Annotated in this window: 26 protein-coding genes and 1 tRNA gene; 12 read left to right on the forward strand and 15 right to left on the reverse strand. The window is 73.3% G+C overall.

The window, feature by feature from the left end; translation table 11 throughout:
• The 6 genes from PLP61_RS04745 to PLP61_RS04770 form a co-directional block, all read right to left on the reverse strand.
• A partial coding sequence (locus tag PLP61_RS04745; protein WP_502888954.1) for a SepX/GlpR family protein occupies positions 1–282 on the reverse strand: 282 nt, incomplete at its 3' end.
• Between the two features lie 82 nt (positions 283–364).
• The gene (locus PLP61_RS04750; RefSeq protein ID WP_324500878.1) at positions 365–961 is read right to left on the reverse strand and encodes a GNAT family N-acetyltransferase; all 597 of its coding nucleotides are present in this window, start codon (positions 959–961) and stop codon (positions 365–367) included.
• On the reverse strand, positions 958–1,446 hold the full coding sequence (locus PLP61_RS04755; protein WP_324500880.1) for a MogA/MoaB family molybdenum cofactor biosynthesis protein: 489 nt from the start codon (positions 1,444–1,446) through the stop codon (positions 958–960). The genes PLP61_RS04750 and PLP61_RS04755 overlap by 4 nt, the downstream gene beginning before the upstream one ends.
• Entirely contained in the window at positions 1,439–1,909 is a 471-nt protein-coding gene (moaC, locus tag PLP61_RS04760) for a cyclic pyranopterin monophosphate synthase MoaC (protein WP_324500882.1), read from the reverse strand. The genes PLP61_RS04755 and moaC overlap by 8 nt, the downstream gene beginning before the upstream one ends.
• Before the next feature lie 30 nt (positions 1,910–1,939).
• Positions 1,940–3,157 carry a molybdotransferase-like divisome protein Glp gene (glp, locus tag PLP61_RS04765; protein ID WP_324500884.1) on the reverse strand — a complete coding sequence of 406 codons (1,218 nt, stop codon included), beginning with the start codon at positions 3,155–3,157 and terminating at the stop codon, positions 1,940–1,942.
• The gene (locus PLP61_RS04770; RefSeq protein WP_324500885.1) at positions 3,150–4,532 is read right to left on the reverse strand and encodes a UTP--glucose-1-phosphate uridylyltransferase; all 1,383 of its coding nucleotides are present in this window, start codon (positions 4,530–4,532) and stop codon (positions 3,150–3,152) included. The genes glp and PLP61_RS04770 overlap by 8 nt, the downstream gene beginning before the upstream one ends.
• Before the next feature lie 22 nt (positions 4,533–4,554).
• On the opposite strand from PLP61_RS04770, the gene PLP61_RS04775 reads away from it, so the two are divergent.
• Positions 4,555–5,184, forward strand: a complete 630-nt coding sequence (locus PLP61_RS04775; RefSeq protein WP_324500887.1) for a 5-formyltetrahydrofolate cyclo-ligase — start codon at positions 4,555–4,557, stop codon at positions 5,182–5,184.
• On the opposite strand, the gene PLP61_RS04780 is transcribed toward PLP61_RS04775, so the two are convergent.
• Positions 5,162–7,771: a penicillin acylase family protein gene (locus PLP61_RS04780; RefSeq protein WP_324500889.1), complete on the reverse strand. Its 2,610-nt coding sequence runs from the start codon at positions 7,769–7,771 to the stop codon at positions 5,162–5,164. The two genes, PLP61_RS04775 and PLP61_RS04780, sit on opposite strands and share 23 nt — an antisense overlap.
• Before the next feature lie 64 nt (positions 7,772–7,835).
• Here PLP61_RS04780 and PLP61_RS04785 point away from each other — a divergent pair, with 64 nt between their 5' ends.
• The 3 genes from PLP61_RS04785 (at position 7,836) to PLP61_RS04795 (ending at position 9,275) form a co-directional block, all read left to right on the forward strand.
• Positions 7,836–8,132 (forward strand): FmdB family zinc ribbon protein, encoded by a 297-nt coding sequence (locus PLP61_RS04785; protein WP_324500891.1) that lies wholly within the window; start codon positions 7,836–7,838, stop codon positions 8,130–8,132.
• Between the two features lie 97 nt (positions 8,133–8,229).
• Complete coding sequence (locus PLP61_RS04790; RefSeq protein ID WP_324500893.1) at positions 8,230–8,868, forward strand: SAF domain-containing protein; 639 nt, start codon at positions 8,230–8,232, stop codon at positions 8,866–8,868.
• Positions 8,869–8,927: 59 nt separating this feature from the next.
• Positions 8,928–9,275: a large conductance mechanosensitive channel protein MscL gene (locus tag PLP61_RS04795; RefSeq protein ID WP_324500895.1), complete on the forward strand. Its 348-nt coding sequence runs from the start codon at positions 8,928–8,930 to the stop codon at positions 9,273–9,275.
• A gap of 31 nt (positions 9,276–9,306) precedes the next feature.
• On the opposite strand, the gene PLP61_RS04800 is transcribed toward PLP61_RS04795, so the two are convergent.
• Together PLP61_RS04800 and PLP61_RS04805 are read right to left on the reverse strand one after the other, a co-directional pair.
• Positions 9,307–9,501 carry a hypothetical protein gene (locus PLP61_RS04800; RefSeq protein WP_324500897.1) on the reverse strand — a complete coding sequence of 65 codons (195 nt, stop codon included), beginning with the start codon at positions 9,499–9,501 and terminating at the stop codon, positions 9,307–9,309.
• An 11-nt stretch (positions 9,502–9,512) separates the two neighbouring features.
• Positions 9,513–10,736 carry an LCP family protein gene (locus tag PLP61_RS04805; protein WP_324500899.1) on the reverse strand — a complete coding sequence of 408 codons (1,224 nt, stop codon included), beginning with the start codon at positions 10,734–10,736 and terminating at the stop codon, positions 9,513–9,515.
• Positions 10,737–10,893: 157 nt separating this feature from the next.
• Between PLP61_RS04805 and PLP61_RS04810 the strand changes: the two genes are divergently transcribed.
• A tRNA-Arg gene (locus PLP61_RS04810) sits at positions 10,894–10,969 on the forward strand.
• Between the two features lie 4 nt (positions 10,970–10,973).
• Here PLP61_RS04810 and PLP61_RS04815 read toward each other — a convergent pair.
• Both PLP61_RS04815 and PLP61_RS04820 read right to left on the reverse strand, forming a co-directional pair.
• Positions 10,974–12,563, reverse strand: a complete 1,590-nt coding sequence (locus PLP61_RS04815; RefSeq protein ID WP_324500901.1) for an ABC transporter permease — start codon at positions 12,561–12,563, stop codon at positions 10,974–10,976.
• Positions 12,560–13,468 carry an ABC transporter ATP-binding protein gene (locus PLP61_RS04820; RefSeq protein WP_324500902.1) on the reverse strand — a complete coding sequence of 303 codons (909 nt, stop codon included), beginning with the start codon at positions 13,466–13,468 and terminating at the stop codon, positions 12,560–12,562. The genes PLP61_RS04815 and PLP61_RS04820 overlap by 4 nt, the downstream gene beginning before the upstream one ends.
• 134 nt (positions 13,469–13,602) lie before the next feature.
• Between PLP61_RS04820 and PLP61_RS04825 the strand changes: the two genes are divergently transcribed.
• A complete protein-coding gene (locus PLP61_RS04825) occupies positions 13,603–14,334 on the forward strand; it encodes a hypothetical protein (RefSeq protein ID WP_324500904.1) in 732 nt (243 codons plus the stop codon).
• Here PLP61_RS04825 and PLP61_RS04830 read toward each other — a convergent pair.
• The 3 genes from PLP61_RS04830 to PLP61_RS04840 all read right to left on the reverse strand — a co-directional run bounded on the left by PLP61_RS04830 (position 14,251) and on the right by PLP61_RS04840 (position 17,643).
• Positions 14,251–14,793 (reverse strand): MarR family winged helix-turn-helix transcriptional regulator, encoded by a 543-nt coding sequence (locus PLP61_RS04830; protein WP_324500906.1) that lies wholly within the window; start codon positions 14,791–14,793, stop codon positions 14,251–14,253. The two genes, PLP61_RS04825 and PLP61_RS04830, sit on opposite strands and share 84 nt — an antisense overlap.
• A complete protein-coding gene (locus PLP61_RS04835) occupies positions 14,790–16,373 on the reverse strand; it encodes an MDR family MFS transporter (RefSeq protein WP_324500908.1) in 1,584 nt (527 codons plus the stop codon). The genes PLP61_RS04830 and PLP61_RS04835 overlap by 4 nt, the downstream gene beginning before the upstream one ends.
• A gap of 97 nt (positions 16,374–16,470) precedes the next feature.
• Positions 16,471–17,643, reverse strand: a complete 1,173-nt coding sequence (locus tag PLP61_RS04840) for a saccharopine dehydrogenase family protein (protein WP_324500910.1) — start codon at positions 17,641–17,643, stop codon at positions 16,471–16,473.
• Positions 17,644–17,743: 100 nt separating this feature from the next.
• Here PLP61_RS04840 and PLP61_RS04845 point away from each other — a divergent pair, with 100 nt between their 5' ends.
• From PLP61_RS04845 to PLP61_RS04865, 5 genes are read left to right on the forward strand one after another with little or no spacing between them, the layout of a single operon-like run.
• The gene (locus tag PLP61_RS04845; protein ID WP_324500912.1) at positions 17,744–18,688 is read left to right on the forward strand and encodes an ABC transporter ATP-binding protein; all 945 of its coding nucleotides are present in this window, start codon (positions 17,744–17,746) and stop codon (positions 18,686–18,688) included.
• A gap of 7 nt (positions 18,689–18,695) precedes the next feature.
• The gene (locus tag PLP61_RS04850; protein WP_324500914.1) at positions 18,696–19,832 is read left to right on the forward strand and encodes an ABC transporter permease; all 1,137 of its coding nucleotides are present in this window, start codon (positions 18,696–18,698) and stop codon (positions 19,830–19,832) included.
• On the forward strand, positions 19,829–20,968 hold the full coding sequence (locus PLP61_RS04855) for an ABC transporter permease (protein WP_324500916.1): 1,140 nt from the start codon (positions 19,829–19,831) through the stop codon (positions 20,966–20,968). Before PLP61_RS04850 ends, PLP61_RS04855 begins: the two co-directional genes overlap by 4 nt.
• 23 nt (positions 20,969–20,991) lie before the next feature.
• The gene (locus PLP61_RS04860) at positions 20,992–21,261 is read left to right on the forward strand and encodes a DUF2277 domain-containing protein (protein ID WP_324500918.1); all 270 of its coding nucleotides are present in this window, start codon (positions 20,992–20,994) and stop codon (positions 21,259–21,261) included.
• 10 nt (positions 21,262–21,271) lie between these two features.
• Entirely contained in the window at positions 21,272–22,129 is an 858-nt protein-coding gene (locus tag PLP61_RS04865) for a Sir2 family NAD-dependent protein deacetylase (RefSeq protein ID WP_324500920.1), read from the forward strand.
• A gap of 6 nt (positions 22,130–22,135) precedes the next feature.
• Here the strand turns inward: PLP61_RS04865 and PLP61_RS04870 are convergent, their stop codons facing one another.
• Positions 22,136–22,822 carry an iron-dependent transcriptional repressor DtxR gene (locus PLP61_RS04870; RefSeq protein WP_324500922.1) on the reverse strand — a complete coding sequence of 229 codons (687 nt, stop codon included), beginning with the start codon at positions 22,820–22,822 and terminating at the stop codon, positions 22,136–22,138.
• Between the two features lie 72 nt (positions 22,823–22,894).
• Here PLP61_RS04870 and PLP61_RS04875 point away from each other — a divergent pair, with 72 nt between their 5' ends.
• Positions 22,895–24,556 (forward strand): glycoside hydrolase family 13 protein, encoded by a 1,662-nt coding sequence (locus tag PLP61_RS04875; protein ID WP_502888955.1) that lies wholly within the window; start codon positions 22,895–22,897, stop codon positions 24,554–24,556.
• Positions 24,557–24,592: the final 36 nt, after the last annotated feature.

The following is a 24,592-nucleotide window of genomic DNA, read 5'->3' on the forward strand; positions in this document are numbered from 1 at the left end:
GCGCCGCGCCGCCTCTCGGCGGGCCCGGACCCGGGCCGGCGAGGGGGCCGGAGCCGGCTCGGCCGCAGCGACCTCGACGGAGGAGCCGGGGTCGGCGCGCCCGGTGACGACCAACTTCGCCTCACGCCGGCTCACCGGCTCACGCCGGGCGAGGACGCGCATCGTGTGCGAGAACCGGTCCACCGAGCGGGCACGCACCGCGTCGTCGTGGTGGTGCAGGGCCTTGGGGATCAGGTACGCCGCCCAGGCGACGGCCACAGCCACGAAGATGAGAGCGGTCACGGGTCAGAGCGTAGGTTCGCGCGCGGGCGAGGGGACGGAGGTCCTCAGGTGTGTCGGAAAATCACTCGTGTGACTGGTGTGGTCACAGCGGCGCTGCCCCCTCCAGCCGGCGCAGCAGCCCGCCGGGACACTCCTCGACCGTGATCGCGTAGAGGCGGTGGTCCCGCCAGGCTCCGTTGATGTGCAGGAACCTCGGCGCGTAGCCGACCTCCCGGATGCCCAGCTTCTCCACCACCCGCAGCGAGTTGGTGTTCTCCGGCCGGATCGCGATCTCGATGCGGTGCAGCCCGGCGGTGAAGAAGCAGTGGTCCACCGCCATCGCGACCGCCCGCGGCACCAGGCCGCGCCCCGCGCACCGCTGGTCGATCCAGTAGCCGATCGAGGCGAGCTGGGCCGACCCCCGCACGATGTTGCTCACCGTCAGCTGGCCGGCGAAGGCACCGTCGACCTCGATCACCCACGGGAAGGTGGTGCCCGCCCTGGCGTGGGCGTTGAGCCGCTTGGCCAAGGCCCGGAAGCTGACCGGGCGCGGCTCGCCGCCGGGAGGCACGGTGGCGTCCCACGGCCTCAGCCAGTCCACGTTGCGCTCCCGGACCGCGGCCCACGCCCGCGCGTCGGACACGCTCAGCGGCCGCAGCGCCAGCTCACCGTGGCGCAGCACCACCGGCCACCCGGTCAATGGTCGCTCCCGACGACCTGCTCCACGGCGTGCACGAGCCACGGCTCGAGCACCGCAAGCCCGTCCCGGACGCCGCCACGGGAGCCGGGCAGGTTCACCACCAGGCACCGGCCGGCGACCCCGGCGAGCCCGCGGGAGAGGGCGGCCGAGGGTACGCCGTTCGCGACGCCGTAGGCGCGGATCGCCTCGGCGATGCCGGGGACCTCGCGGTCCAGCAGCGGGCGGGTCACGTCCGGGGTGAGGTCGGTCGGCGTCAGGCCGGTGCCACCGGTGGTGAGGACCACCCGGGCACCGGCGGCGACCGCAGCCGTGATGGCGGCGCCCACCGCGTCACCGTCCGGCACGACCGCCGGGTCACCGACGACGAAGCCGAGCCGGGTGAGGAAGTCGACGATCAGCGGACCGGTCTCGTCGGCGTACACCCCCGCGGCGGCGCGGTTGGAGGCGACCACGACTGCGGCCGGGAGCCGGGCGGGATCACTCACGCGTCCAGTCCCCCGACCGCCCACCCGTCTTGGACTCCACGCGGACCTCGGTGATCACCGCGCCCTTGTCGACCGCCTTCACCATGTCGACCACGGTGAGGGCGGCGACGGACACGGCCGTCAGCGCCTCCATCTCGACCCCGGTCCGGTCGGCGGTGGACACCGTCGCGGTGATCCCCACCGCGTCGTCGTCGACGACCAGGTCGACGGCCACCGACGAGACCGCGATCGGGTGGCACAGAGGGACGAGGGAGGGCGTCGCCTTGGCTCCCATGATCCCGGCGACGCGGGCCACACCGAGGGCGTCGCCCTTCGGGACGCCCTCGCCGCGCAGCAGCTCCACGACCCGCGGCGACACCAGCACCCGCCCGGAGGCGACCGCGGTGCGCGCGGTCACGGGCTTGCCAGAGACGTCGACCATCCGCGCCGCGCCGGTCTCGTCCACGTGGGTCAGGCGGTCCATGTGGTCAGCCTCCCAGATGCACCGGCGAGGTCAGAAGTCCTCGTCCAGCCGCAGCACCTGCACCTCGGCGCCCTCCGGCACCGAGGTGGTGTCCTCGGGGACCACGACCAGGGAGTCGGCCGCGGCCAGGTCCCCGATCAGGTGCGAGCCGTGCCCGCCGACCGGGGTGACCGCCCCGTCGTCGTACGCCGCCCGCACGAACTGACGCCGCCCGGGTGGAGAGCTGATCGGCGCGGTGAGCCGGGCCTGCGTGAACGGCCGGCGGTAGGGCGTGCGACCCATCATCCGGCGCAGGGCCGGGAGCACGAAGGTCTCGAAGGAGATGTAGGAGGAGACCGGGTTGCCGGGCAGGGTGAAGATCGGCGTCCGGTCCTCACCGACCACTCCGAACCCCTGGGGCTTGCCCGGCTGCATCGCCACCGTGCCGAACCAGACGGTGCCGAGCGGGGACAGCGCCTCCTTGACCACGTCGTAGTCGCCCTGGGAGACCCCGCCGGAGGTCACCACCAGGTCGGCGCGGACCAGCTGGTCGGACAGCGCGTCGAGGAACGCGCGCGGCTCGTCCGGCACGATGCCCACCCGGTAGGCGATCGCCCCTGCCCGGCGGGCGGCGGCGGCGAGCAGGAAGGAGTTGCCGTCGTAGATCGCGTCACGGGCGAGCGGCGTGCCGACCTCGCGCAGCTCGGAGCCGGTGGAGATGATCACCACCCGCGGCCGGGGGCGGGCCTGCACGGTGGCGCGGCCGACCGCGGCCAGGAGCCCGAGGTGCCGCGGACCCAGCACGGTGCCCTCGCGCACCAGCAGGTCACCCGCTGCGACGTCCTCCCCGGCCCGCCGGATGTTCTGCCCCACCTGCGGGGCCTCGCTGATCTCGACGCGGGCCACCCCGCGGTCGGTCCACTCGTAGGGGACGACCGCGTCGCAGCCCGCGGGGACCGGCGCCCCGGTCATGATCTTCACCGCCGAGCCCGGCGACATCGCCATCAGGTTGGCCTGGCCCGCGCCGATCTCGCCGACCACCGGGAGCCGCACCGGCTGCTCGGGCGAGGCGTCGGCGACGTCAGCGGCGACGACGGCGTACCCGTCCATCGCGGAGTTGTCGAAGGTGGGGAGCGCGATCGGTGCCGCGACGTCCTCGGCGATCGCCAGCCCCAGCACCTCCATCAGCGGCTGGGGGAAGTGCGACAGCGGCTCGACGGTGCCCAGGATGCGGTCGAGCAGCTCCTCGACCGGGATCGGCTCACTCATCCTCGAGGACCGTCCCGGCCTCCACCCGCTGCGCGCCGACGTGCTTGGCCAGGGTGACCTCGCCCACCACGCGCACCTTGGGACCGAAGGTCCAGTCGCCCTCGACGCGGAACGAGGTCGAGTCCTTCAGGGACGGCGCGCCCTCGGGGAAGCGTTTGTCGAACTCGCCGATCTGTCCGTAGACCTCGCCGTCCAGCTCGACGTAGGGGATCTCCACGGCGCTCTGGTCCATGACGAAGTCGCTGCCGAGGTCATAGACGTCCGAGCGGAGCACGAGCAGGTCGTTGGTGGTCTTCACCGGCACGAACCGGTCCCGGCCCACCTCGATGGTGCGGGCCCCGTCGAACACCTCGATCGCGGCGCCCATGGCGCACTCGATCTGCACCACCTTCGGGGTGCTGGGGTCGGCGGGGTCGACCGTCTTGACGTTCCGGATCAGCGGCAGGCCGAGGACGCCCCGCCGCTCGTGCATGGTCTTCCTCACCGCCGCGAGGTCGAACCACAGGTTGTTGGTCGAGGCGAACCGGTGCCGGGTGAGGTCGGCGAGCGCGGCCCGGTCCTCGGGCCGGGTCTGCGCGGTCTCGCGCAGCACGATCCGGCCGTCGATCTTGCGGCGGGCGAAGTGCCCGCCCTTCTTGTCCGACGCCGTGCGCCGTACCGCCTCGATCGCGAACGGCGCGCCGGAGGAGGCGAACCACCCGGCCACGCGGGCGTCGGCCACCGCGCCGAGGTTGTCGGAGTTGGAGACGAAGGCGTAGCGGTAGCCCAGGTCGATGAGCCGGTCGAGCAGCCCGCTGCTCACCAGCGCCGGGTAGAGGTCGCCGTGCCCCGGCGGGCACCACTCCAGCTCGGGGTCCTTGGGCCAGCTCACCGGCTCGAGGGTGTCGGCCAGCAGCTTGGGCTCCTTGTTCTGGAGGAACTCCAGCGGCAGACCCTCGACGGGCAGGTCCGTGTAGCGGGCCAGGGCGTCGAGGGTGTCCGCCGAGGTGCGGAAGGAGTTCATGAACAGCACCGGCAGCGTCGCGTCGTACGCCGTGCGCAGGTGCAGCACCTGGCGCGCGATGATGTCGAGGAAGGACAGCCCCCGCCGCACGCACAGCAGCGACTTGGCGCGGTCCATGCCCATCGAGGTGCCCAGGCCCCCGTTGAGCTTGATCACGACCGTCGCCCGGATGGCCTCGGCGGCCTCCTCCGGGGAGACCTCCACGTCGGCCAGCGACTCCATGTCCAGAGGCTCGATCGACGACTCGGGGATCATCCCGGTCTCGCCGTGCTCGAGCAGCCGGTAGTAGTGCGAGAAGACCTCGATGGCCGTGGGGTCGACCCCGGCCGACTCCATCTTGGCCTGGGCCCGCTTCAAACCTGGACTACCCATGACTCGATCGTAGGCTTGCCCCGTGCACCCCGGCCAAATCCCGTCGTCCCCGTTCGACGCGGGAGCGGCCAAGACCGCCCTGCGCGACCAGCTCGTGACGGCGCGCAACCGACGCTCGCTGACCGAGGTGGGGCTCGCTTCGGCCGGTCTGGCCGGGCACCTGCTGCGGCTCCCGGAGGTACGCCGGGCGGCGAGCGTCGCGGCGTACGTCGCCGTCGGCCGCGAGCCCGGGACGGGCCTGCTGCTGGACGCCCTGCTCGACGCCGGCAAGCGGGTCATCCTGCCGCTCACGGTGGGCCGCCTGTCGGCGGGAGGCCTGGACCTGGACTGGGCGACCTACACGGGCCCCGACTCCCTGGCCCCGGCCCGCTTCGGGCTGCTGGAGCCCACGACGCCGCCGCTGGGCCTCGAGGCCGTCGCGACACCGGACGTGGTGCTCGTTCCCGGGCTGGCGGTGTCCTCCACCGGCCACCGGTTGGGCAAGGGCGCGGGCTGCTACGACAAGGCGCTCGGACGCGTCCCGGTGGGAACGTTCACCTGCGTGCTGCTCTACCCGGAGGAGGTCGGGATCGACGTCCCGGTCGAGCCGCACGACCGGCCGGTGCTGGCCGCGGCGACCCCGGACGGGGTCACCCGGCTGGGCGCAGGGTGAGGGTGTCCTGACCGGCGCTCTCCACGGCGGCACGGCTGAACGGCCAGGGCAGGGTCTCGCCGGCGACCCAGAGGTCGGTCTGGTCGACGTAGTGCTCGTCGAAGGGGTGCCCCGAGACACCGGTCAGGTTGACCCAGCGTGAGTCGTCGAGGTCCGCGAGGGAGACGACCATCCGCATCGAGGGTGAGGTGCTCACCTGGTAGCCCTCGGCGGCGTCCCACCCGGTCGCGTCCACGATGCTGGTGCCGCCGCCGACGGCGTACCCCTCGCGGTTCACCAGCCACTCGACGGGCCCGATCCCGGACTCCCCGAGGGTGGCGCTGCGCAGGTCGAGCCGGTGCAGCTCCCCCCAGCTCCACGAGGACGGGTCGAGCGCCTGGCGCCGGGTCAGCTCGTCACGGGCGTCGCGCATCGCCTCGCGCAGGATGTCCTCGCGCGTCTCGACCACCTCGTCGGTGCCCCGGTCGTCCCACCAGGTGTCCTGCGGGCGCCGGAGCATGGTCTCCATCACGCCGAACCAGCGGTCCTCGCCGTCGGGCCAGAGGGACTCGCGCAGCTCGTCGTGGAAGGTCAGCCGCAGCACGTTCGCCCAGACCACGTTGTAGTAGGCGGCGGCGGCGCTGTCGGGCGGCTGGTGGAAGTCCCAGTCGGCGAGCAGCCGCTGGCCGGCTCGGTAGTACGGCGAGCCGAGGTCGGCGATGTCGAGCAGGTAGGGCACCAGGGTCGGCGCCATCGGGTTGAGGTCGTCGAGCTGCAGGTCGGCCATCTCCTGCACCGAGAGCCGCCCCTTCTCGCTGAGCAGGTCGCGGATGCGCTGCGACCGGTACCCGCGGGCCCAGTCGGCGCCGAGGAAGTACGGGTAGCCGGGACCGGTGACGGCCTGGTTGGCGGTGACGAGGTACCCCTCCTGGGGGTCGAGGACGTGCGGGAGCGCCGCGAAGGGCACGTACTCCCCCGTCCAGTCGTTCTCGGGCAGCCAGCCCTCGGTGGGGACCGACCCGTCGTTGCCGGGCCCGCGGATGGGCACCCGCCCCGGCGCCTGGTAGCCGATGTGGCCCTCGCGGTCGGCGTACAGCAGGTTCTGCGCGGGGACGTCGAAGTCGCGCGCGGCCGCCCGGAAGTCCTCCCAGCCCGTGGCCAGGTCGAGCTTCAAGATGGCGTCGGCCGTGCGGCTCGGGGTGAGCGCGGTCCAGGCCAGCGACACGGCGAAGCCGGGCCCGCGGTCCAGGTTGCCGGGGACCTCCGCGTTCGCCCCGACCGAGCTGAGCTCGGTCGAGACGTCGGAGAGCAGCGGGCCGTGGACCGTTTCGCGGATGACGAGCTGGAAGTCCTCCCCGTCACGGACCTTGATGGTCTCGGTCCGCGTGGCCAGCGGCCGCAGCCGGCCGGCGTACCGGTAGGAGCCGCCCTGGACGCGCTCGAGGAACAGGTCGGTGACGTCAGGCCCCAGGTTGGTGAAGCCCCAGGCGATGTCGGCGTTGTGACCGATGATGACGCCCGGGACCCCGGAGAAGGTGAACCCGGCCACGTCCAGCGGACAGTCCGCCGAGACCGTGCGGCAGTGCAGGCCCATCTGCACCCAGATGCCGGGCAGGCTGATGCCTAGGTGCGGGTCGTTGGCGAGCAGGGGTGCCCCGGTCTCGGAGTGGTCAGCGTCGACGACCCATGAGTTGCTCCCGAGGCCCGAGCCCCGACCGAGCATCTCCGGCAGCCGACCCAGCCCGGTGCTGACCCGGGCGAGGGCCTGACGGGCGTCGCTGCTTGCCACCGGGGCGCTCGGGGGAGCGGCGTCCTGCTCGAACTCGCCGTCGACGACCGCGCCGCCGAGGACGATCGGCTGGTGCTGCTCGTAGGGGTACGGCGGGTACAGCCGGGCGACCTGGGCGGCGGTGTGGTTGACCCGGGTGAGCACCCGATCCACCTCGTCGGTCATGTTCCCGCGCAGGTCCCAGGCCATCGCCTTCAACCAGGCCAGCGAGTCGACGGGGGTCCACTCCTCCGGGGTGTAGTCCAGCCCCCCGGCGCGGAGCAGGGTGTACTCGACGGCGATCTGCGTGGGGCCGTGCGTGTCCAGGTAGGCGTTCACCCCGTCCGCGTAGGCCTGCAGCGCCGCACGCGTGTCCGGCGCGACGAGGGCCAGCTCCTGCTCGGCCACCCGGCGCCACCCCATGGTCCGGATGTACTTGTCGGTCTCCAGGGTGGTCTCTCCGAACATCTCCGAGAGCCGCCCCGCCGTCAGGTGCCGTCGTACGTCCATCTCGAAGAAGCGCTCCTGGGCGTGCACGTAGCCCTGCGCGCGCATCAGGTCGGCGATGCTGTCGCCGTACAGCTGGGGGATCCCGGCGGAGTCGCGGATGACCTCGACCTCGCCGACCAGGCCGGGGAGCGTCGCCGTCCCGGTGGTCTGGGGGAACGGGCGGCGGACCAGCACCACCGCGGTGACCAGCCCGGCCACGAGCAGCAGCACGAGCGCGACGACGACGTAACACGCCCAGCGCGCCGGCCAGGGCCAGCCCCGGAAGGTGCGCCACCACCCGCGGTGGGGCGAGGCGTCCGGCACGGAGGGCGATGCGGGCTCCTGACTCATGATGCTCGCCATTGTGCCGTAGAGTTGGCAGTCCAAGCCCGAGAGTGCCAGCGGAGGGGGAGTCGTGCCGACCTACCAGTACGCCTGCACCGTGTGCGGGCATTCCTTCGAGACGGTCCAGAGCTTCACCGACGACGCACTGACGCACTGCCCGGAGTGCAACGGCCGGCTGCGCAAGGTCTTCAACGCCGTGGGCGTGGTGTTCAAGGGCTCGGGCTTCTACCGCACCGACAGCAGGTCCGGCTCGTCCGCGTCGGTCCCGTCGGGCAGCACCTCCGGAGGCGCCGGCAAGGAGTCCTCCTCGTCCTCGTCCTCGTCCCCCGCGGCGTCGTCCACCCCTGCCTCGCCCTCGGCGTCCTGACCCCGAAGGCATCCACAGCACGCGGTGTCCGCGCCCTCGGTGGCGGGGCTGTGGAGCGCCGGCGTGGCCGGCCCGGTGGCCGACGTAGCGTCGGGCCGTGCCCGATGACTCCCTGCGCCGTACCCGCGCCCGGCTCCGCCGCGGGTGGCGGTCGGTGCGACGCTCGGTGCTCGCTCGCCGTCGCCTGCTGGCCGCGACGTTGACCGCGGTGGCGGTCGCCGCGGGACTGCAGGTGGTGGAGCCACCGCCCCCGCCCACCGTGCCGGTCCCGGTGGCCCGCCACGACCTCACCGCGGGAGCCGTGCTCACCGCCGACGACGTGCGGGTCGCTGCCTACTCCCCCGGCACCGCACCGGGCGGTCTGGTCCCGGACTGGTTGGGCCGGACGCTCGCGAGCCCGCTGCGGCAGGGCGAGCCGCTGACCGACGTCCGCCTCGCCGGACCCTCGCTGGTCGCCGGCCGGCCGGGGCTGGTGGCGGTGCCCGTCCGACTCCCCGACGCGGGCACCGTCGCGCTGCTCGCGGCGGGCGACCGGATCGACCTGGTCAGCACCGACCCGAGAGCCGGCGAGGCGCACACCGTGCTGGTCGACTCCCCCGTGCTGGCCGTGCCGACCCGTGCGGACACCGACCCGGTCCCCGGTCGGCTGGTGGTCCTGGGCGTCCCGCCGACGAGGGTTCCGATGCTGGCCGAGGCGGGGGTGGGCGGTGTGCTCAGCTACGCGTTCAGGGGATAGCGTGGAAGGCACGTGACGTCGAACGGCTCCGGGAGAGCCGAAGGAGGAGCACGAGTCCCATGAGCGGTTTCAAGAACTTCATCCTGCGCGGCAACCTGGTCGACCTGGCGGTCGGCATCATCATCGGTGTCGCGTTCGCCGCCGTCGTCACCACGTTCACCCAGTGGCTGACCAGCCTGCTGCCCGACAGCCTCGACAACGTGTTCTCCAACAAGGAGAACTCCTTCGGGGCGTTCCTCAACGCGCTGATCGCCTTCGTGATCATGGCGGCCGTCGTGTACTTCTTCGTCGTCGTGCCCTACACCAAGGCCAAGGAGAAGTACTTCCCCAGCCCCGAGCCGGGCACCCCGGACGACGTGGTCCTGCTCACCGAGATCCGCGACGCCATCCGCGCCCAGCAGCGCTGAGCGCCGGCCCCTGAGCGGGCCGCCTGGGAGGTCAGCCGTGGTGGGGCGGGACCTGGGCGCGCAGCCACGCGTCGTCCCCCGTCTCGCCCCGCTCGGCGGGGTCCCGCTCGTCGTCGGTCGTCTCGGGAAGGACCTCTCCGAAGGCCGCGGCCAGCCGGCGCCGCCGCTTCCAGTCGCCGTCGCCGGTGGCGAGGGAGTCGCTCGTCGGGGGCTGCTCGGAGCTCATCGCCCGCCCGCTCAGGCGCACAGCCCGGCGGCGGCCGCGGCGGCCTGCTCCGAGCTCGACGACGGGCTGGGGCTCGGGCTCGGGGCCCTGGACGGCCGGTCGGAGGGGCTGGCGGGCGCCTCGGTGTAGCCGGGCGGCTTGGCCGCGGAGATCGCGTCCACGGTCAGCCGCTGCGTCAAAGGCTCGTCGTTCTTGATCTTGTTCCACACCGCCGCGGCCTCCGGCGCCCACACCACCCGGTTCGGGTCCTGGGGGTCCCACTGCCACGGGATGGTCAAGAACTGCACGTTGCCCAGGTTGATGTGGCGGAACTCCACGCCCAGCTGGGCGATCTTCGCCAGGTTGCTCAGCCCCGGGTCCACCGTCAGCGACTTGGTGGCCGCGTTGAGGAACTTGTAGAGCCGCCAGGGGCTGGTGAGGGTGCCGGCGGAGACCACTTTGTTCGCCATGGACGCGATGAAGGCCTGCTGACGCTTCATCCGGCCGATGTCGGAGCCGTCGCCGACGGCGTACCGCTGGCGGACGTAGGAGAGCGCCTCCTTGCCGGAGATCTCACGCGTGCCGGCCTCCAGGTAGATGCCGTGGGAGCGGTCGTCGATCGTCTCGGGGATGCAGACCTCGACGCCGCCGACGGCGTCCACCATGCCCTGGAAGCCGTTGAAGTCGACGGTGAGGTAGTGGTCCAGCCGGACGCCGGTGAGCTGCTCGAACTGCTGGATCGTGCAGGCCGCGCCGCCGACCGCGAACGCGGAGTTCCACTGCTGGTAGCTCGCCGGCGGGATCGCGCCGTGGTCGCAGGCAGGCCGGTCGACCATCGAGTCGCGCGGGATGCTGATGCCGTAGGCGTGCTTGCGGTCCGCGGAGAGGTGGAGCAGGATCGTGGTGTCCGAGCCCCCACCGCCGGCCTCGTTGTCGATGTGGTTGCCAGCGCCCTCGCGGGTGTCCGAGCCCATCACCAGGATGTTGATCGGCTCCTTGGGGCCCTCGACCTTGACCTTCTCGGGACGGTGGTCGAGGTCGCCTTCGAGGTCGGTGACCTGCAGGTTCCCGCTCAGGTGGCGGAAGGCGTAGACGACGGTGAGACCCACCACCATGGTCAGGACGATCACGGTCACCCCGAGCACGCGGGCAACGATGTGCCGCTTCTTGGCGGTCCCCCGGCGTTTGGGGACGCCCCGATCAGCCTCGGTGTCGGCGACGGGGTCGGCGTCGTCGACCCACGGCTCGTCGGACATGGGCGTTTCCTCGGGGGCGGGGGAGGGAGCACGTCGAGAGTACGTGTCCGTACCAAATGATGAACGGTCCCGGTGGAGAGCACCAATCGGCGTGATCAGGCGCCTGGACGCTGTGACAAGATGACCCGCGGTACGGCGTGCCGCGCCGTACCCAGCGGCCCCAGTAGCTCAGTGGATAGAGCAGCCGCCTCCTAAGCGAAAGGTCGCCAGTTCGACTCTGGCCTGGGGCACCACCCTTCAGGTGACGCCCACGTCGCGGCGCCGGTAGCCGACCAGCCCCCCCGCCACCAGCAGGCCGGCGGCCAGCGTGAGCAGCAGGAGCGACGAGTCGGCCGCGGACTCGATCGGCACGCGAGGCACGTGGGAGAACGCCGAGAGGTCGCTCACCCAGGCGGGGGGCTTGAGGATGCCGCCGAGCCAGCCGATCACCACCCCGAAGGCCAGCAGCCCCCACCCGACCCAGGTCCACCGCGGTTGCCACCCGTGCACCAGGACCACCACGCCGACCAGGGTCAGGATCGCCGGGAGGTAGACCAGGTGGGCCAGCCCCGCCCGCAGCCCCTCGCCCGAGTCCGAGGTGACGAGGCCGTGCGCCACCCCGGTGCCGGTCCCGGCCGCCACCAGCACCAGGGACGTGTTCACCACGGTCACCAGCAGGTTGCCCAGCAGGGTCCGGGTCCGCGACAGCGGGCCGGCCAGGAGGACGTCGAGCTGGGCGCCGTCCTCGTCGGCGCCGGGGTGGCCCGCGGACCAGACGGCGAAGCCCCCGACGCACAGGCCGTACATCAAGATCACCGTCGCCAGGTAGGAGTCGACCACGGACGCACCGGTGGTGAGCGCGAGGTACTCGGCCATCGCCGGGTTGTCCCGGATCATGTCCTGCATCGAGCTGCTGAGCGCCCCGGTCACCGCACCCAGCAGCAGCATCGCGACCACCCATCCGAGCAGCGCGCCGCGCTGGGTGCGCCAGGCCAGGCCGACGGTCCCGGCGAGGCTCGGCGACGCGGTCGGCCGCCCGTCGCGGACCGGCACCATCCCCGCGCCGAAGTCGCGTCGCTCCGCCAGCACCACGGCCAGCAGCAGGAGCAGGACCGTCGCGACCAGCGGCACCGCCAGCGGCCACCAGCGGTTCTCGGTGGGCACGTGGGTGGCCTGCACCCATCCGATCGGCGAGGTCCACACCAGCCAGTCCCCACGCACGTCCCCTGCGGCTCGCAGCACGTAGGCGGCCGCGAAGACGAACATCCCGGCCCCGGTCACCGTGCGGGCGTGCACGAACAGCTGGGCCAGGCACAGCGTCAGCCCCGCGAACACCAGCCCGAGCAGGCCGATCTCCGCACCGAACACCAGCGCCGACTCCGGCGACATCACGGTGGGCAGCAACGAGACCCACACCGCAAGCCCCATCCCCACGCAGGCCAGCGTCGTGACCAGCAGCGCGGCGGCAGCGCCCGCGTGCCGCCCGATCTCGGCACCGCGCAGCAGCTCGCTGCGACCGGTCTCCTCCTCGGCACGGGTGTGCCGCGACACCATCAGCACCGCCATCAGGCTCACCCCGAGGATCGCCATCAGCGACATCTCGTAGACGACCACGCCCTGGATGGTGTGCAGCCCCACCGGCGGACCGGCGAAGGCCACGGTGACGGGCGAGGACTCGGCCAGCGCGGCATACGCGTCGATGGCGGCCTGGGTCTTGTAGAGCCCCACCTCCGAGACCGCGGTCAGGTAGGTGATGCCGGCCACGGCGAGCACCCACACCGGGATCCGTAGCCGGTCGCGTCGCAGCGCCAGCCGGACCAGCTGACCGGTGCCCGCGAACCCGCTCACCGCGGCACCCCGCCCGCACCGCCGGGGTCGTCGTACTCGGCCAGGAACAGCTCCTCGAGCGTCGGCGGGTGCGCCACCAGCGAGTCGACACCCACCTCGGCCAGTCCGCGCAGGACGGCGTCCAGGGCGCGGCTCTCCACCTCGCAGGTGAGCTCGCCGTCGCGGACCCGGACGCCGGTGACACCGGGCAGCGCGAGAACCTGCTCCACCGGACCGCGGACCCGGGCCACCACGGTGGTGAGGCTGCGGCGGCGCAGCTCGTCGAGGGTCCCCGAGGAGACGGTGCGCCCGGCACGGATGATGCTCACCCGGTCGCAGAGCGACTCGACCTCGGCCAGGATGTGGCTGGACAGCAGGATCGTCCGGCCGGCGGCCACCTCCTCGCGCACCACCTGCTGGAACTCGGCCTCCATGATCGGGTCCAGCCCGGACGTGGGCTCGTCGAGCAGCATCAGCTCGCTCTCCGCGCACAGCCCGGCTACCAGCGCCACCTTCTGCCGGTTCCCCTTCGAGTAGTTGCGGCAGCGCTTCCGGGGATCCAGCTCGAACCGCTCGACGAGGCTCGCCCGCCGCGCCGGGTCGATCCCGCCGCGGACCCGGCCGAGCAGGTCGATCACCTCGCCTCCGGTGAGGTTCGGCCACAGGGACACCTCGCCGGGGACGTAGGCGATCCGGCGGTGCAGCGCCACCGCGTCCGACCACGGGTCGCCGCCCAGGAGCCGGACGTCCCCGGCGTCGGCCCGCAGCAGCCCGAGCAGCACGCGGATCGTGGTCGACTTGCCGGCGCCGTTGGGGCCCAGGAAGCCGTGCACCTCGCCCTGGGCCACCTCGAGGTCCAGGCCGTCCAGGGCGAGCGTGCTCCCGAATCGCTTCACCAGACCTGCCACGGAGATCACGGGGTCCACCGCCCCAGTATCTCGCGGCGGCGGTCTGGCGGTCTGCCCACGGGGGTGTGATGCCCGGCTCCCGATGCGCCCGGGGCCCCACGACGGCGACTTCACGGTCACGGTCGTGTGAGGATCCGTGTCACAGTGGTCCGGTGACCCTGAGCCTCACCGTCCCCGCCCGGTTCTGCGGCCCCCCGCGCTCCGGGAACGGCGGCTGGACGGCCGGTGCGCTGGCCGCTCTCGTGCCCGGCCGCACGGTCGCGGCCGGGACCGTCGAGGTGACGCTGCGACGGCCCCCGCCGCTGGACACCGAGATCCCTGTGACGGTGCCCTCCGACGGGCTCGCCTGCGAGGTGGCCGAGGCGCGGGCGGTGGACCGCGAGCTGTGGCTGGCCGCCGCCGAGACCCCGGACCGAGCGGCCGCCGCGGAGGCGTCGTACGCCGGCCTCCGGCACCACCCGTTCCCCACCTGCTTCTCCTGCGGCACGGGACGCGGGCCGGGCGACGGCCTGCGGATCTTCCCCGGACGGGTGGCGGACTCACCGGCCGGGGGGCGGCGGGTGGCGGCCACCTGGGTCCCGCACGCGAGCGTGGCCGGTCCCGCCGGCGGCGCGGAGGTGGCCGAGCCCGTCACCTGGGCCGCGCTGGACTGCGTGGGCGCCTGGTCCGACGACCTGGAGGAGCGACCCGTGGTGCTCGGGCGGATGACCGCCCGGGTCGACTCGCCCCCGGTGGGCGGCGCCCGGTACGGGCTGGTCGGTGAGCGCCGCGCCGTGCAGGGGCGCAAGACGCTGACCGCGTCAGCGATGTACGACGAGAGCGGCCGGGTACTGGCCTGCGCCGAGCACGTCTGGATCACCGTCGACCCGGCCGCGTTCGGCTGAGTCGCCTGCGGCGTCGGGACCGGTCGACATGGTGCGGTTGTACCGGGCCAGCGTGGCGACCAGCGCGGAGAGCTCTTCCGGCGCCCAGCCCGCCAGCTTGCGGGCGGCGGCCGCGCTGCGGACCCGCCCCACCTCGGTGAGACGCTCCGCGGCCTCCTCGCTCACCGAGAGCAGGCAGGCGCGCCCGTCGTGGGGGTCGGCGGAGCGTCGGACCAGCCCGAGGTCGCCGAGGTGGCGCACGTGCCGGCTGACCGCCCCCTTGTCCAGGTCCAGCCACTCGGCCAGGTCGGCCGCCCGCGCCGGCCCGGCGTGGTGCAGCGCGTCCAGCACCACGTAGTCGCCTCGCTGCAGACCGGGGTGGACCGCCCGGGCACGCTCGGAGATCGCCTTGCGCAGCCGGCGGGCGATCACGCCGATCTCCTGCTCGAGGGCGGCGACGACCTCGGGGTCGGTGGTCATCGCGCGTGCAGCTCCGCGGCGACCTCGGGCGAGAGCTCGTCCTCGTCGAGCAGCGTGGTGCGCAGCGGCACCTCGCGGATGAACAGCACGCAGGCCAGGGCGAGCACCGCGAAGGGGATGGCGACGAGGAACACGTGCGCGGTGGCATCGGCGAAGGCGTTCTCGAAGAGGACCCGCACCGGGTCGGGCAGGGTGGAGAGGTCCGGGATCGAGTGGCTCTCCTGGCTGTTGGCGGCGATGCCGAGCCTGGCCAGCCCCTCGGCCACGGAGGCCGCGACCTGGTGGCTGAGCACCGCACCCAGCGCCGAGACCCCGATGGCGCCCCCCATGCTGCGGAAGAACACCACCAGCGAGCTGGCCGCGCCCATGTCGGCGTGGGAGGTGTTGTTCTGCACCGCCAGCACCAGGTTCTGCATGCTCGCGCCCATCCCAAGGCCCAGCACCGCCATGAAGGCCGCCACCCGGACCAGCGGCGTGTGCGCGTCGATGGTGGACAGCAGCGCCAGACCGACCACGACGAGCACCATCCCACCGACCAGGAAGCGCTTCCAGCGGCCGTGGGCGGTGATCAGCCGCCCGGAGACGATGCTGGAGACCAGCAGGCCGCCGACCAGGGCGATCGACATCAGCCCGGCGTGGGTGGGGGTCATCCCCCGGGCCAGCTGGAAGTACTGGCTGAGGTACACCGTGGAGCCGAACATCACCACGCCGACGAGGATCGAGGCGGCCGTGGCCAGGCTGGTGGTGGGGTCGCGGAAGAGCCGCAGCGGGACGACAGGGTCGCTGGCGACCCGGCCCTCGACGTACACCGCGAGCAGGAGCAGCACCAGGCCGGCCGTGATCAGGACCGCGCTGGTGGTCGAGATCCACTCGAAGTCGTTGCCGGCCAGCGAGACCCACACCAGCAGCACGGAGACACCCGACATGATCAAGGTGGCGCCCGCGTAGTCGATGCGCGCCTCGCGTCGCTGGAAGGGGACGTGCAGGGTCTTCTGCAGGACCAGGAACGCCGCGATGGCGAAGGGGACGCCCACGTAGAAGCACCAGCGCCAGCCCAGGAAGGGAGTGTCCACGATGAGCCCACCCAGCAACGGGCCGCTCACCGTGGCGAGGGCGAAGGTGGCGCCGATGTACCCGGCGTACCGGCCGCGCTCGCGCGGGGTGACGATCGTGCCGATGATCACCTGCACCAGCGCGGTCAGCCCACCGACGCCGACCCCCTGGATGGCCCGGGCGGCGATCAGCACGGCCATGTTCTGGGCGAGACCTGCGACCAGCGAGCCGGCCACGAAGATGACCAGGCCCGACTGCACGAGCAGCTTCTTGCTGAACAGGTCGGCGAGCTTGCCCCAGATCGGCGTGGTCGCCGTCATGGTGAGCAGGGTGGCCACGACGACCCAGGTGTAGCCGGTCTGGCTGCCCTCCAGGTCGGTGACGATGCGGGGCAGGGCGTTCGAGACGACGGTGCTGGAGAGCATCGCGACGAACATCGCCAGCAGCAGGCCGGACAGCGCCTCGAGGATCTCCCGGTGGCTCATCTGGACGGGTGCGGCGTCGGGGACGGTCGCGGGGGCGGTCACAGGACTCCTCAGGGACGTGGGCGGGTGCTCCGCTCGTGGCGGATGGTTGAGAGTATCAACTAGTTGATACTGACGACTATTCCCGCTCCTGGGGCCGTCAGTGCACCACCTCGAAGCCGATACCCGCGCGCTGCAGCCGGTCGGTGAGGTTCTCCCCCATCGCCACCGCGGTGGTGACCTGGCCCGCGGTACCGGGGTTGTCGTCCAGGGCCAGGCAGAGCCCGGACTCCGCGAGCATGGCGGCGGTCTCGGTGTACCCGGGGTCCCCGCCGGACACCCGGGTGTGCACGGTCCGCCCGCCCGCCTCGCCGACGAAGTCGACGGTGAACCACGACCGCGCCCGCCGCGCCTCGTCCGGCCCCTCCCCGGGGTGGACCCGGCTGAGCAGCAGGTCGCGCACCGGGGGCACCTGCACCGCGAGGCCCAGCGCGCTCACGCCGAGTGCCCCGCCAGCGGCGTACGGCAGGCTCTTGACCCCGGCGTAGTGGGAGTAGCGGAACCGCGGGCCGTACGCCGCGAGCGCCGCGCCGCTGCGCGCGACCACCTGCGGGTCGATCGTGGGCAGCGGCAGCAGCCAGTAGCCGAGGTCGGAGTCGCGGTGCGGTCGGCCGCCCACCGCCCGGGAGGACCGCACCTCGGGGCGCGGCTCGGCGCGCCGGCGGGCCGTGGCGGCCTCCCGCGCCTGTCGCACCCGGGACATCGCCAGGACCGCCGAGGCGTAGGTCCCGGAGGAGAAGCGGGCAGCGGAGCGCACCACCCCGCGCAGGCTGATCGGCTGGTCGCCGGGGAGCTGCTGCACCGTGAACAGCGCGCCCAGGTCGTGCGGCACGGAGTCGAAGCCGCACGCGTGCACGAGCCGGGAGCCGGTGCGGACCGCGGTGGCGTGGTGGGCCAGCCACATCCGGTCCACGAACTCACCCTCGCCGGTGAGGTCGCAGTAGTCCGTGCCCGCCTCCGCGCACGCAGCGACCAGCGGCTCGCCGTACCTCAGGTAGGGGCCGACCGTCGTCAGCACCACGCGGGACCGGCGGGCCACGTCGGCCAGCGACGCGGGGTCGGTGACGTCCGCGGTGAGCAGCGGCAGGTCCGCGCACGCCGGGTCGATCTCGGTCAGCCGCTCCCGCACGGCCCGCAGCCGCTCGGGGCTCCGCCCCGCCAGGGCCCAGCGCAGGTCCGCCGGAGCGTGCCGGGCGAGGTACTCGGCGGTCAGTCCTCCGGCGAACCCGGTGGCACCGAAGAGGGTGAGGTCGACGTCGCGGTGGGCAGCCATACCGCCATGCTCTCAGCCGCGGCGGCGGCGTCCCGCGTGGCCTCGCCGGTGGCTAGGCTGACCGGTGCGAGGCTGCCACGATCGCGACCGAGGAGCGCCGATGCCCGAGCCGACCCTGGTGGTCACGGGGCTGTCCAAGTCGTTCGGGGACCTCCGGGCCGTCGACGACCTGTCCTTCGAGGTCGCCCCCGGGGAGACCTTCGGCCTGCTCGGTCCCAACGGCGCCGGCAAGACCACCACCATCTCGATGATCTGCGGCCTGCTCTCCCCCGACGCCGGGTCGGTCTCGGTGGAGGGTGTGCCGATCCGTCCGGGGTCCACCGACGGCCGGGAGCTGATCGGCTACGTGCCCCAGGAGCTGGCGCTCTACCCCGACCTCAGCGGGCGGGACAACCTGACCTTCTTCGCCCGGCTCTACGGCCTGCGTGGCGCACCCGCGAGGGAGCGGATCGCGGAGGTCCTCGAGACCGTCGGGCTCACCGAGCGGGCCGCCGACAAGGTGGAGGAGTACTCCGGCGGCATGCAACGGCGGCTCAACATCGCCGCCGGCATGCTGCACCGGCCCCGGCTGCTGATCCTCGACGAGCCCACGGTGGGCATCGACCCGCAGAGCCGCAACGCGATCCTGGAGTCCGTGGCGGCGCTCGGTGAGAGCGGGATGAGCGTGCTCTACACCACGCACTACATGGAGGAGGCCGAGCGGCTGTGCCGCCGGGTCGGCATCGTGGACCACGGGAGGCTGCTGGCGTGCGGCACCAGGCGCGAGCTGGTGGCCCTGGTCGAGCAGCACGACCAGGTGGTGATCACCGTCGCCGGGGACGCCACCGCGGCGGCGGCCGCCCTGGCCGGGGAGCCCGACGTCCTCACCGTCTCCGTGGTCGACGACCGTTCGGTGCGCTGCATGGTGACCACCGCGTCCGCCACGCTGGCCCGGCTGATCACCCGGCTTGCCGACGCCGGGGCGGTGGTCCGGGACGTCCAGGTCACCGAGCCGTCGCTGGACTCGGTGTTCCTGCACATCACCGGCACGGCGCTGCGGGACTGAGCCCGCGATGATCGTCCTCACCCTCCTCGCCCGGGACCTGCGGGCGCGGCTGCGCGACCGCTCGGCCCTGGTGCTCGGGCTGATCGCCCCGGCCGCGCTGATCACGATCCTGTCGCTGCTGGTCTCCGGGCCGCAGACCCAGGAGGTGCCGGTGGGGCTGGTGAGCAGCGGGACGACGGCGTTGGGCACCGCGCTCGCCGAGGGGCCGCTGGCCGGGCTCGAGGAGGAGGGCACGATCCGGCTGCACAGGTACGCCGACGAGTCGGCGCTGCGAGCCGCCCTCGAGGACGGGGAGGTCGACGCCGGAGTCGTGGTCGCTCCCGAGGGCGACCGGCTCCAGGTCCTCCGCGGACCGGACTCGATCGTCGCCGGCGCGATCCTGGAAGCGGTCAGCAGGTCCACCGCGCTCACCGTCGACGGGGTCGGCCAGGCCGTCGTCGCGCAGCAGGAGCTGGGCGGCTCCACACCGCCGCAGCAGCTGGCCACCGCCATCGTCGCTGCTCCGGCGACCACTCGACTGGTCGACGCCACCCAGGGAGCCACCGGGATCGACCCCAAGACCCAGGTGGCCGCGGGCATGGCGACGTTCTTCTTGTTCTTCAGCGTCCAGTTCGGGGTGCTCGGGCTGCTCCAGGAGCGGCGGCAGGGCACCCTCCCCCGACTCCTGGCGGCCCCCATCGCACCGTGGCAGGTGCTGGCGAGCAAGCTGCTGGTGAGCCTGGTCATCGGGCTGGTGTCGATGACCTTCCTGGCCCTGTTCTCCACCTGGCTCCTCGGGGCGCACTGGGGCAGCCCGGCCGGCGTGGCGATGATGATCCTTGCCGGCGTGCTCGCCGCCGTCGCCACGGTGACCCTGGTCGTGGGGGTGGCCAAGAGCCCCGAGCAGGCCGCGGCCATGCAGGCCGTGGTGGCGCTGGTCCTGGGCATCTTGGGCGGCGCCTTCTTCTCGATGGCCCGGGCCGGCGGGGTCGCGGCCTTCGCGAGCCGGCTGACACCGCACTACTGGTTCAACGAGGGGCTGGTCCGGCTGACCGGCGGTCGCGACTGGACCTCGGCGCTGGTGCCGGTCACCGCGCTGCTGCTGTTCACCGTGGTGGTCGGCGTACCGGGCCTGCTTCTGGCCCGACGGTCGGTGCGGCCGTGAACGCCGTGGTCGCGATCACCCGGGCCAACCTGCTGCGGCTGGCGAAGGACCGCACCAACTACTTCTTCCTGCTGGCCCTGCCCATGCTCATCCTCTTCTCCCTCGGCGTGGCGATCGGAGGCAGCGCGGAGTACCGGGTCGGCGTCGTGGACCCCTCCCCCACGCCGGAGAGCCGGGCGGTGCGCGACCGGATGGCGGCCGTGGACGACGTCCACCTGGTCACGGTCGCCTCGGCTCCCGACCTGCGCGACGACGTCGCCCGCCGCTCCCTGGACGCCGGGTGGGTCGTGGTCACCGAGGACGACGGCACCACCACCTTCCGCTGGTACACCCCGGGGTCGGGCGAGGGGATGGACCTCCGCTCGGTCCTGGCCGCTGCGGTCGAGGAGACCAGCGTGCACGACCGGGTGGTCCAGGTGCTGGCCGAGCGCACGGGGGCCGACGCCGGGACGGTCGAGGAGGCGGTCGGCCGAGCGGCCGCGATGGTGCCGCGGACCGCGGTGACGGTGACCAGCACCGGGAAGGCGGAGGACACCCCGGCCACCATCCGCGCCGTGGTCGCCGCCGGGGAGCTGTCGCTGTTCATCTTCCTCACCTCGCTCACCGGCGCGAGCTACCTGTTCACCACCCGGCAGCTCGGCGTCACCCGGCGGATGCGCGCCGGGCCGGTGCCGGTGCCGGCCATCGTCGCCGGGGAGGCGCTGGGCCGCTTCCTGGTCGCGCTGATCCAGGCGGCCATCGTCTTCGTGGGCGGCATGCTGCTGTTCGGCATCGACTGGGGCTCCCCACTGTCGGTGGCGCTGCTGTGCGTCGCCATGTCGCTGGTCGGGACCGGCGCCGCGATGCTCCTGGGCACGCTGGGGCGCAGCGAGCAGCAGGTCGGGGCGCTCGCCCTGCTGCTCAGCCTGGTCCTCGCCGCGCTCGGCGGGTCCATGCAGCCCCTGGAGTTCTTCCCCGACTCGGTGCGACCCTTCGCCTTCCTCACCCCGCACGCCTGGATGAACGACGCCATGTGGAAGCTGCTCGTCGAGGGCGCCGGCCTGGCCCAGGTGTGGACCTCGGTAGTGGTGCTGACCGGGCTGGGGATCGCCCTGCTGACCGCCGCCTCGATCACGCTCGCCCGCTCGCTGCGCTGACGCGGCGGCGTACCCTCGACGGCATGTGCCGCAACATCCGCACCCTGCACAACTTCGAGCCTCCCGCGACGTCCCACGAGGTCACCGCAGCAGCGCTGCAGTACGTCCGCAAGGTGAGCGGCACGACGCAGCCCTCGCAGGCCAACCGGGCGGCCTTCGACGCCGCCGTGGACGAGGTCGCGCGGGCCACCCAGCAGCTGCTGGACGCGCTGGTCACGAGTGCGGCCCCGCGCAACCGCGAGCAGGAGGCCGCCCGGGCCCGCGCCCGGGCCGAGGCACGGTACGCCAGGTGAGTCGACCGCGATGACCGCCACCGCGGCCGGCGGCCCGCCCCGCACCCGCGACCCCCGCGAGGAGTACGTCGCGGCGCTGTCGCTGCTGCGCGGGCGTCCGCTGGTGGTGCTCACCGGTGCCGGGCTGAGCACGGACTCGGGGATCCCCGACTACCGCGGCCCCGGCTCGGTGCCGCGCACGCCGATGACCCGGCAGGAGTTCGACTCCGGTCCGGCCGCACGCCGGCGCTACTGGGCCCGCAGCCACCTGGGCTGGGCCCTGATGAGCCGCGCGACCCCCAACGCCGGGCACCGGGCGCTGGCCCGGCTGGACCCGGACCTGCTGATCACCCAGAACGTCGACGGCCTGCACGAGCGGGCCGGCACCCGCCGGCTCGTCGCGCTGCACGGCCGGATCTCGGAGGTGGTCTGCCTGACCTGCCGCCGGGTGGTCTCCCGCGAGTGGCTGCAGCAGCGGATGACCGAGCTCAACCCCGGGCACCTGGACCACGTCCGCGAGGTGGCCGCGCTGCCCGACGGCGACGTGGACCTCGAGGCGACCGCGGGCTTCACCGTGCCCGGCTGCACGGACTGCGGAGGGATCCTCAAGCCGGACGTGGTGCTGTTCGGGGAGAACGTGCCGGCGGAGCGGGTGCAGCGCTGCTACGCAGCGGTGGACGCGCTCCGGGAGCGGGACGGAGCGCTGCTCGTGGCCGGCTCCTCGCTCGCGGTGATGAGCGGGCTGCGCTTCGTCCGTCGGGCCGCCGGGCACGGCGTGCCGGTGGTGGTCTGCAACCGGGGGCCGACCCGGGGTGATCCGCTGGCCACGGTCCGCGTGGAGTCCGGCTGCTCGGAGTTCCTCCAGGCGCTGGCTCCCTCGGCGGGCTGAGGCGCCTCAGAGCCGGTGCACGAAGATGTGCGAGGCGGCGTCGAGGTCGATGTCGGCGCTCTCGCCGCCCGAGCCGGCCTGGACCCCGTCGGCCCGGCGCCGCACGAAGACGGTCTTGTCCGGCAGCGCGCCGATCCGGCGCAGCGTCCCCATCAGCTGCTCGTCCTTCTGCATCTCCTCCGAGATGCGCCGCACCAGCACCCGCGACCGCTCGTGCCCCGCCGCCTCGGTCAGCGGCACCACCCCGTCCATGAACTCCTGCTGCTCGCCCTCCTGCCCGAGCTCGGCGAGGCCGGGGATGGGGTTGCCGAACGGCGACTCGGTGGGGTTGTCCAGCAGCTCCAGCAGCCGGCGCTCGACGTTCTCGGAGATCACGTGCTCCCAGCGGCAGGCCTCGGCGTGCACCAGCTCCCACTCCAGCCCGATCACGTCGGTGAGCAGCCGCTCGGCGAGACGGTGCTTGCGCATCACCCGGGTCGCCATCCGCAGGCCCTCCGGGGTGAGCTCGAGGTGCCGGTCGCCCTGGACCGTCACCAGCCCGTCGCGCTCCATCCGGGCGACCGTCTGCGACACCGTCGGCCCGGACTGGTGCAGACGCTCGGCGATGCGGGCCCGCAGCGGGACGATGCCCTCCTCCACCAGCTCGAAGATCGTCCGCAGGTACATCTCGGTGGTGTCGATGAGGTCGCTCACCGGCACATTGTGACGCATCGGGCACCGGCGGCAGGTTTGACGGCGTACCCCTCGGCACCGAGACTGCTGGACGTGCCGGCTTTGAACGATCCAACCCCGTGGTGGCGGGACGCGGTCTTCTACCAGGTCTACGTCCGCAGCTTCGCCGACAGCGATGGCGACGGCACCGGCGACCTGCCCGGCATCACCGCCCGGCTGCCCTACCTGCGCGACCTGGGCGTGGACGCCGTGTGGCTCACCCCGTTCTACCTCTCCCCGCACCATGACCACGGGTACGACGTGGCCGACCACTGCGCCGTCGACCCGCTGTTCGGGACCCTGGCCGACGCCGAGGCGCTGATCGCCCGCGCCCACGAGCTGGGCCTGCGGCTGGTCGTCGACGTGGTGCCCAACCACACCTCCGACGAGCACGCGTGGTTCCGCGCGGCGCTGGCCGCGGCCCCCGGCAGCCGGGAGCGGGCCCGCTACCTGTTCCGGGACGGCACCGGGCCCGGTGGCGCGCAGCCGCCCAACAACTGGCTCTCGGTCTTCGGCGGCAGCGCCTGGGAGCGCGTGGTCGACGCGGACGGCACCCCCGAGCAGTGGTACCTCCACCTCTTCGACCGCACCCAGCCGGACCTCGACTGGCGCAACCCCGAGGTCGGCGACCTGTTCGAGTCCGTGCTGCGGTTCTGGCTGGACCGCGGGGTCGACGGGTTCCGCATCGACGTCGCCCACTCGCTGTTCAAGGAGGAGGGGCTGCGCGACCAGGTGCGCACCGGCGTCCATCAGGGCATCCCGACGATGAGCGAGGACGGCAGCATCGTCGACCCGCACGACGAGGACGAGCCGATGTGGGACCAGCCGGAGGTGCACGAGGTCTACCGCCGGTGGCACCGGGTCCTCGCCGACTACCCGGGGGACCGGATGACGGTCGCGGAGGCGTGGACGAAGACCGCGGAGTCGATGGCGCGCTACGTGCGGCCCGACGAGCTCAGCCAGAGCTTCAACTTCGCCTGGCTGGTGGCGCCGTGGTCGGCTGCGGCGTTCAGGGCGGTGATCCGGCGCACCGTGGAGGCGCTCCGCGAGGTGGGCGCCTCGCCGACCTGGGTGCTCAGCAACCACGACGTGGTGCGGCACCCGACGCGGTACGGCGGGGGCGCGCGCGGACTGGCCCGGGCCCGGGCCGCGACGCTGACCATGCTCGCCCTGCCGGGCTCGGCGTACCTCTACCAGGGCGAGGAGCTGGGGCTGGCAGAGGTCGACGTCGCCCCGGAGCACCGGCAGGACCCGGTGTGGGTCCGCTCCGGCGAGACCGGCCGCGACGGGAGCCGCGTGCCGCTGCCCTGGAGCGGCCAGGAACCGCCGTTCGGGTTCGGCCCGGGAGCCGGCCAGCCGTGGCTGCCGCAGCCCGCGGAGTGGGCCGAGCTGACCGTGGAGCGGCAGCTGGCCGACCCCGGCTCCACGCTGGCGTTCTACCGGCGCGTCCTGGCCGCCCGGCGTACCCTCGCGCGCACCGCCGGCGCCGAGGTGGAGATGCTGGACCTCGGGGCCGACCTGGTCGCCTTCGCCCGCGGCCGCCTCACGGTCGTGCTCAACTGCGGCCACCGCGCCCACCGGCTCCCCGACAGCGAGGTGGTCCTCACCAGTATGCCGGAGCCGCCGGTCGCCCCGGGCTCGGCCGGTGTGGGGCCGGCCGGGGCGGGGCCGGCCGGGGGGCTGCCCCCCGACACCGCGGCCTGGCTCCTCCGTTGACGCGCGCCTCCCACCCCCTGGCCTCGCCCCCCCCCC

Origin of the sequence: Nocardioides sp. (genome assembly GCF_035429765.1) — a bacterium.
GTDB lineage: Bacteria > Actinomycetota > Actinomycetes > Propionibacteriales > Nocardioidaceae > Nocardioides.